The sequence below is a fragment of the Streptomyces sp. NPDC029014 genome (genome assembly GCF_055564695.1).
Window position 1 is genome coordinate 75,758 of the sequence record NZ_JBVHVT010000004.1, and the last position, 14,365, is coordinate 90,122.

Genomic DNA, 14,365 nt, shown 5'->3' on the forward strand with positions numbered 1-14,365 from the left:
AGTTAGACCCATCCCTCCAACGAGGCCATGAACCCGGCGAAGTCGTCGCGGTGGACGGTGTGTCCGGCGCCCGCGACCGTACGTGTCTCGAAACCGCGCTTCTGGAGCTCGGCCACCTGCTCCGCCGACAGGAAGAGGCTGGGGTCGGCGAGCTGGACCAGCGAGGGCACCACGGGCGCGTCCGGCAGCAGGTCCGCGTCGACCAGCGGGGCCAGGCCCTCGGCCGTCGCCTCGTCCCACACGGCCAGGCTTGCCAGCTCGTTGTCGACGTCCTCCTCCTCCCAGCGCGGGTTGAGCGCCTTCACCTGCTCCCGCGGTGCGTGCTTGAACTGGGCGAGGAACCCCAGGTTGACGCCCTGCATGGCGCCGGCCAGCCCCCAGGCCGGATCGGAGTACACCGCCCGCTGCGGCCGGAGCCGGTCGACGGCCAGGGACAGCGTCAGCGCGCCGAGCGAGTGGCCGACGGCGAGCTCAGCCCCGGTGGGCAGGGTCTCGACGACGTCGTCCGCGAAGACGTCCGGGCCGTACGTGCCGCGCCCGCTGGCGCCGTGCCCGCGCAGGTCGACGGCGATGACCCGGTAGCCGCGTTCGGCGAGGGCGGGCCCGACGCGCCGCCACGTCCGGTGGTCGGACATGATGCCGTGGATGAGCAGGGCCAGCCGGTCGCCCTCGCCCCAGGTACGGGTGTGCAACTGCATGCCGCCGATTCCTTCCAGTTCCGAACGGGCTTGCGATACACGGGCATTGTCGCCACCACCGGTCCGGGAGGGGCGTGATCGCGCCAGAGCCCCGCGACCACCGGGCCGCGGTACCGGCACCCGCGGGAGCAGCGGCGGGTCCGCTCCCGGGGGCGATGCAGGGGCGCCGCCGTGCGGGCCCACATCCGGCCACATGCCCGACCCCGGCCGCAACCGGTCTGGAAGGATGCCACGGCGATGACACAGTCACCGAAGCCGCCGAAGCCGCCGAAGCCGTCCCTCGCGGCGCCGACGCCGCCGTCCGCGCCCACCAGCGCCGACGTGGCCCGCCTTGCCGGGGTCTCGCGCGCGACGGTCTCGTACGTCCTCAACAACGCCGAAGCGGTCCGCATCAGCGAACCGACCCGCCGCAGGGTCCGCCGGGCCGCCGAGGAGCTCGGGTACGTGCCGCACGCCGCCGCGCGCAGCCTGCGCGCCGGCCACACCCGGATCGTGCTGCTGCCCGCCTCCGAGGGCCCCGTCGGCCCGCTGCACAGCGGCTTCCTCAACGAGCTCCAGCGGGCGCTGCGCCGCCTCGACTACACGGTGGTCCAGTACGGCAGCCTCGGCCTCAGCGGTGACGAGGCGGCCCGCGCCTGGGCGGAGCTGCGTCCCGTCGCCGTGGTCTGCCTCGGGCGGATCACGCCGTCGGCCCACAACGTGGGCACCCTCAAGCGGGCCGGGGCCCGCGCAGTGATCACGATGGGCCCGGCACGGGTCCCCGGGGCGCACGCCCTGATCACGGACCAGGCCGAGGTGGGTGCCCGGGCCGCCGCCCACCTGCTGGAACGCGGCCGCCGGCGGATCGGCGTGGTCGTCCCGGCGGAGGAGGGTCCGGCGCTGTCCGCCGCGGCCCGCCTGGAGGGAGCCCGCTCGGCCGTCCGCTCGGCCGTGCCCCCGGCCGTGCCCCCGGTCGTGCCCCTCACCATGGCCTACACCGAGGAGTCCGCCGCGGAGCTCGCCGCCCGCTGGCGCACCCTCGGCCTGGACGGCGTGTTCGCGTACGACGACGAGTACGCGATGCTGCTCATGCGCGCCCTGCTGGACGAGGGGCTGCGGATCCCCGAGGACGTCGCCGTCATCGGGGCGGGCGACCTGCTCCTCGGCCGGCTGCTGCGGCCCCGGCTGAGCACCGTGCGGTTCGAGATGCCGACCGGTGACCACCTCGCGGAGCTCGTGGACCGGGCGGTACGGGAGCCTGAGGAGACCCCCGACCGGCACGGCCCGGTGGCCGCCACCGCCGTCCGCCGCGATTCCACCTGATCCACCCGATCCACCCGATCCACCTGGTCCCGCGCCGCGGGCCCGGCCGACCCGGCCCCGGCACGCCGTGCCACCCCGCCCCCTGCCGCCGTTGACAGGCGGTGACCGGCGGACGGAGACTGCGGGCGCGCCCCACTGGGCGCGCCCGGCGTCGTGCCCGGTGCCGACGGCGGCACCGTCCCGCCGCCGCCCGCACGGATCCGCCCAGGAGAGACGCGATGAGCATCCGCACCGTCCGCGACGTGTACGTCGTCGACGCCGTCCGCACCCCGATCGGCAAGTTCGGCGGCGCCCTCGCCGGGGTCCGCCCGGACGACCTCGCCGCGCACGTGGTGCGCGCGCTGGTGGACCGTACGCCCTCCCTCGACCCGGCCCGGATCGACGACGTCGTCTTCGGCGACGCCAACGGCGCCGGCGAGGACAACCGGGACGTGGCCCGCATGGCGGTGCTCCTCGCGGGACTGCCCGTGACCGTGCCCGGCGTCACCGTCAACCGGCTGTGCGGATCGGGCCTCGAAGCGGTGATCCAGGCCGCCCGGTCCATCGCCCTGGGCGACTCGTCCGTCGCCATCGCGGGCGGCGTGGAGTCGATGACCCGCGCGCCCTGGGTGGTGCAGAAGCCGGAGCGCCCCTTCCCCGCCACCCACCAGCAGATGTGGTCGACCGCGCTCGGCTGGCGGATGACCAACCCGCGGATGCCCGAGGAGTGGACCGTCTCCCTCGGCGAGGGTGCCGAACTCATCGCGGAGAAGCACGGCATCACCCGCGAGGCGCAGGACCTGTTCGCGCTGGACAGCCACCGCAAGGCGGCTGGTGCCTGGTCGGCCGGACTGTACGACGAGGAGGTCGTGCCGTACCCGGACGTCGACCTCGTCCGCGACGAGTGCATCCGCGAGGGGTCCACCCCGGAGGCGCTGGCCCGCCTCAAGCCGGTCTTCCGGACCGACGGCAGCGGTACCGTCACGGCCGCGAACGCCTCCCCGCTCAACGACGGCGCCGCAGCGCTGCTCCTGACCGACGAGGCGGGCCTGGCGGCCACCGGCCGGGAGCCGCTGGCCCGCATCAGCGCCTCCGCGGTGACCGGGATCGAGCCGCAGCTGTTCGGGCTGGGCCCCGTCGAGGCCGTGCAGCGGGCCCTCGCCAAGGCGGGCACCGGCCTGGCCGACCTCTCCGTCATGGAGCTGAACGAGGCCTTCGCGGCGCAGGCGCTGGGCTGCCTCGCCGCCTGGCCGGAGCTGGACCCGGCGGTCGTCAACCCGCGCGGCGGGGCCATCGCGATCGGGCACCCGCTCGGCGCCTCGGGCGCCCGGCTCGCCGGGTCGGTGGCGCACCAGCTGGCCGCGGCGGGCTCCGGCAAGGGCATCGCGGCGCTGTGCATCGGGGTCGGACAGGGCATCGCGCTGGTCCTGGAGCGCTGAGCAGCGACGGGCCCGCAGCGATCGTTTCCGGTCAACGCGGGCCTCAACTGCCCAATAACTGAACAGATGTGGTGCCTGGCGGTCTGGCACGATGGCGCGTGCTGCTCTGCCGCCGCCCCCCGCCGCCAGCCGTTCCGCCGACCCCTCCGGAGGCACCGCGCCATGCCGCTCCTCGAACCGACGCTCTGGCAGGACGGGCCGACCCTCACCGGCGGTACCGCGCCGGTCGTCGAGCCCGCCACCGGCCGCACCCTCGCCACCGTCGACCTGGCCGCACCCGCCGACGTCGCGGAGGCCGCCGCGCGGGCCCGGGCGGCGCAGCAGGACTGGGGCCCGGCCCCGCACACCGAGCGGGCCGCCGTCCTGCGCAGGGCCGGCGACCTGTTCACCACCCACGCCGCGGAGCTGCGCGACTGGCTGGTCCGCGAGTCGGGCTCCATACCCGGCAAGGCGGACTTCGAGCTGCACGTCGCCGCCCAGGAGTGCTACGAGGCCGCGGCCCTGGCCTCCCGGCCCGCCGGGCAGGTGCTGCCGAGCGAGGCTCCCCGGCTCTCCTTCACCCGCCGGGTCCCGGCCGGGGTGGTCGGGGTGATCGCCCCGTTCAACGCCCCGCTGATCCTGTCGATCCGCTCCGTCGCCCCGGCACTGGCCCTCGGCAACGCCGTACTCCTCAAGCCGGACCACCGGACCGCCGTGTGCGGGGGCCTCGCGCTCGCCGCCGTGTTCGCCGCGGCCGGTCTGCCCGCCGGGCTGCTCCAGGTGCTGCCCGGCGGCCCCGACACCGGGGCGGCAGTGGTCGCCGACCCCCTCGTGCGGGTCGTGTCGTTCACCGGGTCCACGGCCTCCGGCCGGGCCGTCGGCGAACTGGCCGGCCGTCACCTCAAGCGGCTGCACCTGGAGTTGGGCGGCAACTCCGCCCTGCTCGTCCTGCGCGACGCGGACGTCGAGGCCGCCGTGGCCCAGGCTTCCTGGGGGTCCTTCTTCCACCAGGGCCAGATATGCATGACCACCGGCCGGCACCTCGTCCACGCCTCCCTGTACGACGAGTACGTCGAGCGGCTCGCCGCCCGCGCCGAGTCGCTGGCGGTGGGGGACCCGTACCGGGAGCAGGTGCACCTGGGGCCGCTGATCGACCGCACCCAGCTCGACCGGGTCCACGCGCTGGTCGGGGCCAGCGCGGAGCAGGGCGCGAAGCTCGTGGCCGGCGGCACCCACGAGGACCTGTTCTACCGGCCGACCGTACTGGCCGGCGTCGGCGACGACACGCCCGCGTACGCGGAGGAGGTCTTCGGGCCGGTGGCGCCCGTCCGGTCCTTCGCGACGGAGGACGAGGCGGTGGAACTGGCCTCGGCCGGCCCGTACGGCCTCTCCCTCGGCATCGTCACCCGGGACGCGGCGCACGGTCTGGAGCTCGCCGCGCGGATCCCGACCGGGATCGCGCACGTCAACGACCAGACGGTGAACGACGAGGCCGTGGCCCCCTTCGGCGGGGTCGCCGCCTCCGGCACCGGGGTCCGCTTCGGCGGCGAGGCGAACCTCGACGCGTTCACCGAGCTGCGCTGGAGCACGCTGCGGTCCGCTCCGGCCGGGCACCCGTTCTAGTGCACCAGCCGGTGCGTCCGTCCGTCGGCGCCCGTCCCCCCTTCGGCCCCTGGCCGGAATGCGCGGGGCGGGTCGTTCGTTCAAGGACCGTACGAGCCAATCAGGAGGTCTGGAAACGTGGCTACCGTCGAGCTCACCAAAGAGAACTTCGACCGAACGGTCAGCGAGAACCCGTTCGTGCTGATCGACTTCTGGGCGGGCTGGTGCAGGCCCTGCCTGCAGTTCGCCCCGGTGTACGAGAAGGCCTCCGAGGCCAATCCCGACCTGGTGTTCGCGAAGGTGGACACCGAGGCCCAGCAGGAGCTGGCCGCGGCCTTCGCGATCACCTCGATCCCGACCCTGATGATCGTCCGGGACCGGGTGGCCGTCTTCGCCCAGCCCGGCGCGCTGCCGGAGCCGGCCCTGACGGACCTCATCGGGCAGGCCCGCGCCCTCGACATGGACGAAGTCCGCGCGAAGATCGCCGCCGCGGAGCAGGACCAGGGCTAGTGTGACGGGGACCGGCCGGGGGACCACCCCGATCACCGGCCCCGACACCCCTGGGAAGGCGCGCATGGCGCAAGAGGTGGAGTACGACGTCGTGGTCCTCGGCGGCGGGCCGGCCGGCGAGAACGTCGTGGACCGGACCCGTGCCGCCGGGCTCAGCACCGCCCTCGTGGAGGCCGAGCTCATCGGCGGCGAGTGCTCGTACTGGGCCTGCGTCCCCAGCAAGGCGCTGCTGCGCCCCGCGCTGGCCAGGGCGGACGCCCGCCGGGTGCCCGGGCTGGCGGGTGCCGTCACGGGCGGCCTCGACCCACAGGCGGTCTTCGCGCACCGCGACTACTGGACCGGGAACTGGAAGGACGACGGCCAGGTCGACTGGCTGAACTCGATCGGCGCTGACACCTACCGGGGCCACGGCCGCCTCGCCGGGACCCGCAAGGTCGTCGTCGAAGGCGCCGAGGGCGAGCACCACGTCCTCTCCGCCCGGCACGCCGTGGTGGTCGCCACCGGCAGCCGCGCCGTCATCCCGCCGCTGCCCGGGATCGCCGGGGCCCGGCCGTGGACCAGTCGCGAGGCCACCTCCGCCCGGGAGGTGCCGGGCCGGCTGGTGATCGTCGGCGGCTCGGTGGTGGCCGCCGAGATGGCGACGGCCTGGCAGGCGCTCGGCTCCAAGGTCACCGTGCTGGCGCGCGATTCCGGGCTGCTGCCGCGGATGGAGCCCTTCGCCGGGGAAATGGTCGCGGACGCGCTGCGCGAGGCCGGCGCGGAGGTCCGTACCGGCGTCTCGGCCGAAGCGGTCGTCCGCGACGGGCCGGCCGGGCCGGTCCGGGTGGTGCTGGAGGGCGGCGAGATCGTGGAGGGCGACGAGCTGCTGATGGCGACCGGCCGCGCGCCGCGGACCGACGACCTGGGGCTGGAGACCGTCGGGCTGACGCCGGGCGACTGGATCGACGTGGACGAGAGCTGCCGGGTGCCGGGGCACGACTGGCTGTGGGCGGTCGGCGACGTCAACCACCGCGTCCTCCTCACCCACCAGGGCAAGTACCAGGGCCGGATCGTGGGCGCGGCCATCGCCGCCCGCGCGGCCGGCACCCCCGAACTGGACGACGGCCCGTGGGGTGCGCACGCGGCGACCGCCGACCGGCGGGCCCTGCCGCAGGCGGTGTTCACCGACCCGGAGGCGGCGGCGGTGGGCCTCACCCTCGCCGAGGCCGAACGGGCCGGCCACCGGGTCCGCGCCGTGGACTACGAGATGGGGAAGGTGTCGGGGGCCGGGCTGTACGCCGACGGCTACCGCGGGCGCGCCCGGATGGTCGTCGACCTGGACCGGGAGGTGCTGTTGGGCGTCACCTTCGTCGGGCCGGGCGCGGCCGAGCTGGTGCACGCGGCCACCGTCGCGGTCGCCGGGGAGGTGCCGGTCGACCGGCTGTGGCACGCGGTTCCGTCGTTCCCGACGATCAGCGAGGTGTGGCTGAGGCTCCTGGAGGCCTACCGGGGCTAGCGCCGTGGGCCGGCGGGCCCCTGACGTACGCCAGGCCGGGCCCGCCCGCCCCCGGGAGGTCCGGGGCGGGCGGGCCCGCCCGTGCGCGGGCCGGCCGGGGGTCAGGGGCCGACGGTGATCTGCTGGGCCGGGTCGGTGGTGTCGGTGATCTTGTAGACGGCGTTGAAGGTGGACGTCGTGGCGCTGGTCGGGCAGCCGAAGCCGCCGGTGACCGTCACCGGCACGGTGGCGTTCGTGAAGGTCAGGCTCGGCGGGGCGCCGTTGGCCCAGGTCCCGGAGACGTTGGCCGGGCCGGAGGGCGCGGCGGTGACCGTGCAGTTGGCCAGGCCGCTCGTCTGCAGGACGAGCCCGCCGGCCGGGACCGTCATGGTGGCGGTGACGGGGGAGCCGTACTGCATCGACACCGACCAGGCGCCGCTGGTCGTGACCGTCGGGGTCACGCCCGGGAGGCTGGCGGTGCACGAGCTGTACGTCGGCGGGGTGATCGGGGACGACACCGGTCCGGCGGGGTTCTGGTTGCCGGGGGCGGCCGGGACGGCGCCGGTGGTGACCGAGACCGTGCAGGTCACCGTGACCGCGCCGGCCTTGAGGGTGGCCTTCCCGCTGAGGGTGGCCTTGAAGGAGTGGCCGGCCGGGGTGACGGTCGTCGACCCGGCGACCGGCCGGGGCACGGCGGTGGCGGTGGCGGTGGCCGAGGCCACCGACAGCACTCCGGCGGCTGCCATCCCGAGGGCGAGCGCGGTGCGCTTTCGGCTCATGGCTGTGCTCCTTGGGGATCGTGGTGCGGGGCGGAGGGGGGAGCGGGTGCGGGGGTGGGAGGGGACGGAGAGGGTGCCTGCGGGGGTGTGGGGGAGCCCCCCGCGGGCGTGCCCTGCGCGGACGTGGTGCCCTGCGTGGACGCGGCGTCCTGCGCTGACGCGGGGTGCGGGGCGGCGTACGGCTGCCAGGCGAACATCAGGCCGCCGCCGAGGATGCCGAGCAGGGTGCCGATCAGGAACCCGCCGAGGTTGGACAGCACCAGCGCGGCGGTCGCGATGAGCGTGGTGAGGACCCCGGCGAGGCCGCGCTGGGCGGGGGCGAACCAGGCGGTGAGACCGAGCACGATCATGACGATCCCCATGAGGACCGACGGGATGCCCGCCACGCCCTGCTGGAGCATGACCTTCAGCGGTGCCAGCGGCAGGACGCATATCTCGGCTCCGGCGAGGACGGCGAAGAGCCCGCCCCAGAACGGCCTGGTGCGCCGCCACCGCCGCCAGCGGCTCAGAAGCATTCCTTCTTGCCCTTGCTGATGCCCATGCTCAGCCCGGAGAGCTTGAACGTGCCCGCGTTGGTCGCCCACGCGGTCTGCTGGAGATCGGTGATGCTGACGGTGTCCGCCTGCTGCGCGAACAGGTCCTGCATGCCCACGGCCTCCGCCGGGCCCTTGTCGAGGGTGGAGGCGTCGCGGCCGATCTCGATGTTGGTGAAGACGGCGTTGCCGGAGAGCTGGGTGGCGTCGACGAAGAGGTTGCTCGCCTCGACCGGTGCGTTCTTGCCGGCGGTGAGGTTGAGCGAGATGTCGCCGACCAGGGGGAGCGAGGTCACGACCGACTGGCACAGGTTGTGCAGGCGGGCCTCCTTGATGGCGGTGACCGCCACCGGGATCAGCTCCTGGCGGGCGTTGACGTCGATGCTGCCGTACTGGGCGAAGCCCTCGCCGTCGAGGCTCGACGCCGCGACCTTGAACTGCTGGCCGGAGACGGCGAAGGAGGCGGCGAGCGCGCCCTGCGCGAGGGCGATGCCGAGGCCGGCGGTCACGGCCACGGCGGGGAGGGTCAGGACGGCGAAGCGACGCCAACGGACCCGGCCGGCACCCTCGTCGGGGGCCGAGGCAGCACTGCCGGGCGGGCCGGATACGTCCGATAAGTGCGGGGAATCGGTCATGGGGATCGTCCCTTATTTCGGCTGTGCACCGTTGTTACCGACGAGTTGAATGTAAGAGTGCCAATAGGGGTTGGCAAGGTTGCTCGGGCGTACCGTTTCGGCCGAGTCCTACCCGTCGGTCCCGTCCCGCCTACCGCTCCGTGCCCAGGAGTTCGGCGACCTCGTCCTCCATCCTCCGGGCCATCGCGCGGGCGAATTCCGTGGCCACGACCTCGCCGGCCACCGGACGCAGCGCCGCCGCCGCGCTGCTGATGTGATCCAGTTGCGTGGCCGAAAGGTGCTCCAGCCCGTCCGGGCCGATCACATGCCGCCGGAACAGTCCGACGAACCGGTCGGCGAGCGCCGCCGCCTGTGTCTGGACGAGGTCCCCCGCGTCGAGGATCTCCGCGAGCGGCACGCCCTGCCGCACCAGCGTGAGCGTCGCCTCCAGCAGCCGCCGGCTCCGGTGCGTGACCCGGTCCCCGTCGATGCGTACGTACCCCAGCCGGGCCGCCCGCCGGGTGTCCTCGGCCGTCGCCGCCGGCCCGAACAGCTCGGCCAGCTCCGCCAGGGTCATGGTGACCGGGTCCTCCTGAACCCAGTCCCGGGTCATCGCCCGCTCCAGGCCCAGCAGTTGGGACAGGCCCCCGCCCGCCTCCCACGCGTGCAGCAGCTCCCCGATGCCGTTGACCGTGTAACCCCGCCCGAGCAGATCGCTGATCAGACGCAGCCGGGTCAGGTGGTCCTCGGAGTACCAGGCGATCCGGCCCTCCCGGCGCGGCGGCGGCAGCAGCCCGCGCTCCTGGTAGTAGCGCAGGTTGCGCACCTTGACGCCGGCCGCCAGCGCCAGCTCCTCCCGGCGGTAGCGGCCCGGAACCGCAGCGGCGCCGCCGCCCTCCCGGCCCTCCTGGCCGCTCTCGCCGTCCACGCCGTCCGCGCCGTCCACGTCGTCCCGCACCAGGCTGCTCACGCGGCCGAGTGTAGGACGTACCGGCTGGTCACATGGGGCGCTGGCGCTTCTCCCGCTTCACGGCCCGCAGGACCACGAACCGCGGCTCGCTCGCGGCGACTTCACTGTTGCCGAAGAGGCGGCGCAGGTGCGTGTGGTAGCCGAGGTGGCGGTTGGCGACGATCCACAGCTCGCCCCCCGGCCGCAGCGCCCGCCGCGACTGCGCGAACATGCGCAGCGCCGTCGCGTCCGTCATGGCCTGGTGCGAGTGGAACGGCGGGTTGCACAGGACGAGGTCCACCGATCCGGCCGGCAGCATCGACAGCCCGTCGCCGACGAGGAACTCGGCCCGGTCGCGGGAGCCGCGCCGGACGTTCGCCTCGTACGTGGCCCGGGCGGAGGCCACCGCCTGGTAGGACTCGTCCGCGAAGACGACCTCCGCGCCCGGGTCGGCGACCGCGACCGCCGTGCCGACGATGCCGTTGCCGCAGCCCAGGTCGACGACGCGGGCGCCGTCCGTGTTGGTCGGGATGCTCTGCAGGAAGAACCGGGTGCCGACGTCGAGGCGGTCCGCGCAGAAGATCCCCGCGTGGTTGACCGCGGTCAGCCCGGCCCCCGAGCCGGCGTCCCCGTCCAGCGTGTACGTGAGCGGCCAGCCGCCGCCGGCCGGCGCGGCGGCGGTCGCGGCCGCCGTGACCGCGGGATCCGGGGTGCAGAAGATCAGCCGGGCCTTCTTCTCGGCGAGGGAGGTCCTGGTCGGGCCGAGGATCCGCTCGAAGAGGTTCAGCGTGGAGGTGTGGATCTCCTTGACCATGCCGGTGCCGACCACGACCGTGCCCGCATGGACGTGCGGGGCGAGCCGCAGCAGCTGGTCCTCCAGCAGGGCCAGGCTCTTGGGCACCCGCACCAGCAGCACGTCGATCCGCTGCGGCGGCGCGTCCTGCGTGGTCAGCAGCGTGACCGTGCCCTCGGCCACCCCGGCGCGCGCCAGGTTGGCCTCGGTGGCGGCCCGGGTCAGGGCGGAGTCGGTGATCTGGGCCGGCCGGTACGCGGCCAGCGCCGTCACCAGCGCCCCCCAGCGGTCCCCGAGCACGGTGACCTGCCCGGCGCCGGCCAGGTCCACGGGGCCGCGCTCGCCCGTACCGGCGTCCAGGTGGCGCAGCAGGTACTCGTCGGCGGCGTCCCAGGCCCGGAGGCGGTCGCGCGGGTCGGCGGGGAAGCGGGTGAGCTCGTGGGAGCCGAAAGGCGTGGTCAGACGGTTCATCGTGCCCCCAGGCTAACCGAGCCGGCCCCCCGCCCCCGCACGCACGCGCGGCGGGAGGGGCCGGACGGCGTGCGCGCGTGCCGGGAAGAGCGGCGGACCCGGCCGCTACTCGGGGAAGTCGCCGGCCATCGCCGCGGCCAGCCGCAGGTACGGCGCCGCCTCCGCGGCGCGGCCCCGACGCTCCAGGGTGCGGCCGAGCAGCAGCTGCGCGTAGTCCTCCACCGGCCAGCGCTCCAGAATCGCGCGGAGCTCCTGCTCGGCGCGCGAGAGCTGCGCGGAGTGGTAGTAGGCGCGGGCCAGCAGCAGCCGGGGGGCGAGCTGCTCGGGGACCTCGGCGGCCAGCGCGTCCAGCACCTTCGCGGCCGTCGCGTACTCCTTCGCGTCGAAGAAGAGCCGGGCGCGCGCCCAGCGCTCGGCTGCCGTCCCCTGCTCGTAGTACGTCGTCGGCGCGTCCATCGGGTTCCTTCCGCTGCTCGGGTGCTGCGTCCGCCCCCTCCAACACGGGAGGGGAGCCTGGCATTCCACGGAACACGGCGCCCGCGGCGGTACTAAGTTGGTCCGCATGAGCAATCTTGATCGCCAGCCCGCTCTCTCCGCCTGCGGCGGCCGCGGCTTCGTCGTGGCCGAACCCGTGCGCGAGCTCCTCAGCCCGCGCACGGTCAAGCTCGGGGAATCCACCGAGGTCCGCCGACTCCTGCCGAACCTGGGGCGCCGCATGGTGGGCGCCTGGTGCTTCGTCGACCACTACGGCCCGGACGACATCGCGGGCGAACCCGGCATGCAGGTTGCGCCCCATCCCCACTCCGGCCTCCAGACGGTGAGCTGGCTCCACGCCGGGGAGGTGCTCCACCGCGACAGCGTCGGCAGCCTGCAGACCATCCGGCCGCGCGAGCTGGGCCTGATGACCTCGGGCCGCGGGATCAGCCACTCCGAGGAGAGCCCCCGCACGCACGGCCGGTTCCTGCACGGCGCCCAGCTGTGGGTGGCCCTCCCCGACGCCCACCGCGACGTGGAGCCGCACTTCCAGCACCACGCCGAGCTGCCGCACGTGACCGCCCCCGGCCTGAGCGCCACCGTGATCCTGGGCACCCTCGACACGGCCACCTCGCCCGGCACCGCGTACACCCCGATCGTCGGCGCGGACATCGCCCTGGCGGCGGGCACCGAGGCCCGGCTCCCCCTGGACCCCGACTTCGAGTACGCGGTCCTGTCCATGTCCGGCGAGGCCCACGTCGACGGCGTCCCGGTCCTCCCGGGATCCATGCTCTACCTCGGCTGCGGCCGCACCGAACTCCCGCTGCGCGCAGCCTCGGACGCGGGCCTGATGCTCCTGGGCGGCGAGCCGTTCGAGGAGGAGATCGTGATGTTCTGGAACTGGATCGGCCGCTCCCACGAGGAGATCGAGCAGTTCCGCCACGACTGGATGGAGGGCACCCGCTACGGCGAGGTCAAGGGCTACGACGGCCCCCCGATCCCGGCGCCGGCACTGCCCCCCACCCACCTGAAGCCCAGGGGAAGGGTGCGCTGAACCGCTGGGGGTGACGGGGCTGCCGGATCCGCGGCTGCCCCGTGCGGTGCCGTCCTGCGGCGGCGGTGCGTCAGCTCCGTGCGGTGTCGTCGCTCGACTGTCCGGCTTCCTCGGCCGCGCGTGCCTTCTCGCGCATCTTGCGCACCAGCTCCGCCTTCTGGGCGGCGGCACCCTGGCGGTCCAGGTTGCGGTGCGGACCGTTGTTCTGCCGCTCGGTGCGGGACAGCCTCTTGCGCTGGCCGCCGCCCTGGCCCACGGGGTTGTTGATGTTCTTGCTGTCGGACACGGGTTCTCCCGGTGGTGATGTGAAGTGATCTACGGATTCATCGGTGGGGTACGGGCGCGGCGACGTCGAAGGACGTCAGGCGGCCCGTCGCGCTCTCACTCGTACATCGGCGTCTGGAAGAACATGACAAAGACGTTACCCGGTTCCGTCGGCCCCGCGTGCCAACCCCTTCGCCGCCCCGGCAGCGGCCGGGACGACCGTCCCGCCTTGGCGCCGAGGGGCGCCGAGGCGGGAGACGGGGGGTGGTGGCACCGTGTCCGGCGAGAGGGTCAGTGCAGCTGGATGGCGTTCCAGTCCCAGCCGGCGGTGGCGGGGGTGGTGTAGCTGCTGGTGAAGGGTTGGATGAGTCCGGCGGTGTTGGCGAGGCCGGTGTACATCTTGATGGTGCCGTCTGCGTGGCGGTACATCATGCCCATGTCGGTGCGGTGGTCGCCGTTGAAGTCGCCGGTGATCAGCCTCATGGCGTTGCGGTCCCAGCTGTTGGCGGGGACGGTGTAGCCGGCGGTGGAGTCGCCGAAACCGCCGTCGGTCTTGGCGAGGGAGCTGTAGAAGGCGACGGAGCCGTCGGCGTGGTGGTAGACCATGACCGCGTCGGAGCGGCCGTCACCGTTCAGGCCACCCTGTGCGAGGGAACGTCGTGCCGTCTCCTCCATCCAACCGCCGAGGTCGTCGGTGCGTACCGCGATGGCGCCGGTGCGGGACTCCGCAGGGTCGGTACCGAGGCAGCCGCCCTGCCAGGACCGGCTGTTGACGCCGACCAGCTCACCGGCGGCGTTCAGCAGCGGGCCGCCGGTGTCGCCCTTGCAGAGGGAGTCGGTGCCCTTCCCCGTGATGGTCAGGGAGGTGGCGTCGGAGGTGTTGAGGGTGAACGCGCCGGTGTGGGCCTTGCCGGGCGCCCACTCGGTCCTGGTCCGTCCGTAGCCCACGGCGGTCAGATCGGCGCCGGCTGCCGGGGCGGCGTTCGCCTGCTTGATGCGCGCGGTGCCGCCGGCGGGAGTGGCGAGGCGGGCCAGGACGACATCCCGGTCGGTGCGGGGGACGAGCTCGGAGACGTCGACGCGCCGGCCGTCGCCGAGGGTCACAGTGGTCTTGAGCACGGGCGCACCGGCCGGCACCGTAGTACCGGGCGTCGCGGCGAAGCAGCTCGCGGCGGTCAGGACCCAGGAGACGTCGACGACGGAGCCGGTACATCCGCGGCCGTTCGCCTCGTCGCCGATGTTCAGCTTGACGACGGAGGCGTGCTGGCCGGCCGCCACCTCCGGGCCGGAGACGCGTGGGCGGAGCCGGCGGGAACGAGGCCCGCGGCGACCGCGGTCGCAGTGACGAGCAGGCCCGATATCCGCGCGGTGCGCGGACGGAGTGCAGACATGTGCGGTTTCCTTCAGGAACAGGATGCGGTGGGGTGTGCGTCGGAGTCGGTCGTGCTGTG

General features: G+C 74.3%; 15 protein-coding genes. 6 read left to right on the forward strand and 9 right to left on the reverse strand.

Going from position 1 to position 14,365, the window contains the following annotated elements:
- Nucleotides 1–2: 2 nt before the first annotated feature.
- The gene (locus tag ACZ4VL_RS03660; protein WP_468195343.1) at nt 3–698 is read right to left on the reverse strand and encodes an alpha/beta fold hydrolase; all 696 of its coding nucleotides are present in this window, start codon (nt 696–698) and stop codon (nt 3–5) included.
- Between the two features lie 237 nt (nt 699–935).
- Here ACZ4VL_RS03660 and ACZ4VL_RS03665 point away from each other — a divergent pair, with 237 nt between their 5' ends.
- The 5 genes from ACZ4VL_RS03665 (at nt 936) to ACZ4VL_RS03685 (ending at nt 7,004) form a co-directional block, all read left to right on the forward strand.
- Nucleotides 936–2,000 (forward strand): LacI family DNA-binding transcriptional regulator, encoded by a 1,065-nt coding sequence (locus ACZ4VL_RS03665; protein WP_468195347.1) that lies wholly within the window; start codon nt 936–938, stop codon nt 1,998–2,000.
- Between the two features lie 218 nt (nt 2,001–2,218).
- Nucleotides 2,219–3,418: a thiolase family protein gene (locus tag ACZ4VL_RS03670; protein WP_468195350.1), complete on the forward strand. Its 1,200-nt coding sequence runs from the start codon at nt 2,219–2,221 to the stop codon at nt 3,416–3,418.
- A gap of 162 nt (nt 3,419–3,580) precedes the next feature.
- On the forward strand, nt 3,581–5,020 hold the full coding sequence (locus ACZ4VL_RS03675) for an aldehyde dehydrogenase family protein (protein ID WP_468195352.1): 1,440 nt from the start codon (nt 3,581–3,583) through the stop codon (nt 5,018–5,020).
- Between the two features lie 117 nt (nt 5,021–5,137).
- Entirely contained in the window at nt 5,138–5,509 is a 372-nt protein-coding gene (locus ACZ4VL_RS03680; RefSeq protein ID WP_468195355.1) for a thioredoxin family protein, read from the forward strand.
- A gap of 64 nt (nt 5,510–5,573) precedes the next feature.
- The gene (locus tag ACZ4VL_RS03685) at nt 5,574–7,004 is read left to right on the forward strand and encodes a dihydrolipoyl dehydrogenase family protein (RefSeq protein ID WP_468195357.1); all 1,431 of its coding nucleotides are present in this window, start codon (nt 5,574–5,576) and stop codon (nt 7,002–7,004) included.
- A gap of 101 nt (nt 7,005–7,105) precedes the next feature.
- Here ACZ4VL_RS03685 and ACZ4VL_RS03690 read toward each other — a convergent pair whose 3' ends face one another.
- The 6 genes from ACZ4VL_RS03690 to ACZ4VL_RS03715 all read right to left on the reverse strand — a co-directional run bounded on the left by ACZ4VL_RS03690 (nt 7,106) and on the right by ACZ4VL_RS03715 (nt 11,578).
- Entirely contained in the window at nt 7,106–7,762 is a 657-nt protein-coding gene (locus ACZ4VL_RS03690; protein WP_468195360.1) for a hypothetical protein, read from the reverse strand.
- Complete coding sequence (locus ACZ4VL_RS03695) at nt 7,759–8,277, reverse strand: DUF6114 domain-containing protein (RefSeq protein ID WP_468195365.1); 519 nt, start codon at nt 8,275–8,277, stop codon at nt 7,759–7,761. The genes ACZ4VL_RS03690 and ACZ4VL_RS03695 overlap by 4 nt, the downstream gene beginning before the upstream one ends.
- Nucleotides 8,268–8,930: a DUF6230 family protein gene (locus tag ACZ4VL_RS03700; protein ID WP_468195370.1), complete on the reverse strand. Its 663-nt coding sequence runs from the start codon at nt 8,928–8,930 to the stop codon at nt 8,268–8,270. Before ACZ4VL_RS03700 ends, ACZ4VL_RS03695 begins: the two co-directional genes overlap by 10 nt.
- A 130-nt stretch (nt 8,931–9,060) precedes the next feature.
- Complete coding sequence (locus ACZ4VL_RS03705; RefSeq protein WP_468195372.1) at nt 9,061–9,879, reverse strand: MerR family transcriptional regulator; 819 nt, start codon at nt 9,877–9,879, stop codon at nt 9,061–9,063.
- A 28-nt stretch (nt 9,880–9,907) separates the two neighbouring features.
- Nucleotides 9,908–11,113, reverse strand: a complete 1,206-nt coding sequence (locus ACZ4VL_RS03710) for a methyltransferase (protein ID WP_468195503.1) — start codon at nt 11,111–11,113, stop codon at nt 9,908–9,910.
- A 114-nt stretch (nt 11,114–11,227) separates the two neighbouring features.
- On the reverse strand, nt 11,228–11,578 hold the full coding sequence (locus tag ACZ4VL_RS03715; protein WP_361085943.1) for a tetratricopeptide repeat protein: 351 nt from the start codon (nt 11,576–11,578) through the stop codon (nt 11,228–11,230).
- Nucleotides 11,579–11,684: 106 nt separating this feature from the next.
- Between ACZ4VL_RS03715 and ACZ4VL_RS03720 the strand changes: the two genes are divergently transcribed.
- Nucleotides 11,685–12,650, forward strand: coding sequence for a pirin family protein (locus ACZ4VL_RS03720; RefSeq protein ID WP_468195376.1), 966 nt, complete (start codon nt 11,685–11,687; stop codon nt 12,648–12,650).
- A 70-nt stretch (nt 12,651–12,720) separates the two neighbouring features.
- Here the strand turns inward: ACZ4VL_RS03720 and ACZ4VL_RS03725 are convergent, their stop codons facing one another.
- Both ACZ4VL_RS03725 and ACZ4VL_RS03730 read right to left on the reverse strand, forming a co-directional pair.
- Entirely contained in the window at nt 12,721–12,936 is a 216-nt protein-coding gene (locus ACZ4VL_RS03725) for a DUF6243 family protein (RefSeq protein WP_468195380.1), read from the reverse strand.
- 269 nt (nt 12,937–13,205) lie between these two features.
- The gene (locus tag ACZ4VL_RS03730; RefSeq protein WP_468195506.1) at nt 13,206–14,330 is read right to left on the reverse strand and encodes a trypsin-like serine protease; all 1,125 of its coding nucleotides are present in this window, start codon (nt 14,328–14,330) and stop codon (nt 13,206–13,208) included.
- Nucleotides 14,331–14,365 lie beyond the last annotated feature (35 nt).

Bases quoted from the DNA above. Each gene is read 5' to 3' on its own strand.
- ACZ4VL_RS03665 (WP_468195347.1), top strand. From the start codon at position 936: ATGACACAGTCACCGAAGCCGCCGAAGCCGCCGAAGCCGTCCCTCGCG.
- ACZ4VL_RS03720 (WP_468195376.1), top strand. From the start codon at position 11,685: ATGAGCAATCTTGATCGCCAGCCCGCTCTCTCCGCCTGCGGCGGCCGC.
- ACZ4VL_RS03670 (WP_468195350.1), top strand. From the start codon at position 2,219: ATGAGCATCCGCACCGTCCGCGACGTGTACGTCGTCGACGCCGTCCGC.
- ACZ4VL_RS03715 (WP_361085943.1), bottom strand. From the start codon at position 11,578: ATGGACGCGCCGACGACGTACTACGAGCAGGGGACGGCAGCCGAGCGC.
- ACZ4VL_RS03690 (WP_468195360.1), bottom strand. From the start codon at position 7,762: ATGAGCCGAAAGCGCACCGCGCTCGCCCTCGGGATGGCAGCCGCCGGA.
- ACZ4VL_RS03695 (WP_468195365.1), bottom strand. From the start codon at position 8,277: ATGCTTCTGAGCCGCTGGCGGCGGTGGCGGCGCACCAGGCCGTTCTGG.
- ACZ4VL_RS03685 (WP_468195357.1), top strand. From the start codon at position 5,574: ATGGCGCAAGAGGTGGAGTACGACGTCGTGGTCCTCGGCGGCGGGCCG.
- ACZ4VL_RS03700 (WP_468195370.1), bottom strand. From the start codon at position 8,930: ATGACCGATTCCCCGCACTTATCGGACGTATCCGGCCCGCCCGGCAGT.
- ACZ4VL_RS03660 (WP_468195343.1), bottom strand. From the start codon at position 698: ATGCAGTTGCACACCCGTACCTGGGGCGAGGGCGACCGGCTGGCCCTG.
- ACZ4VL_RS03675 (WP_468195352.1), top strand. From the start codon at position 3,581: ATGCCGCTCCTCGAACCGACGCTCTGGCAGGACGGGCCGACCCTCACC.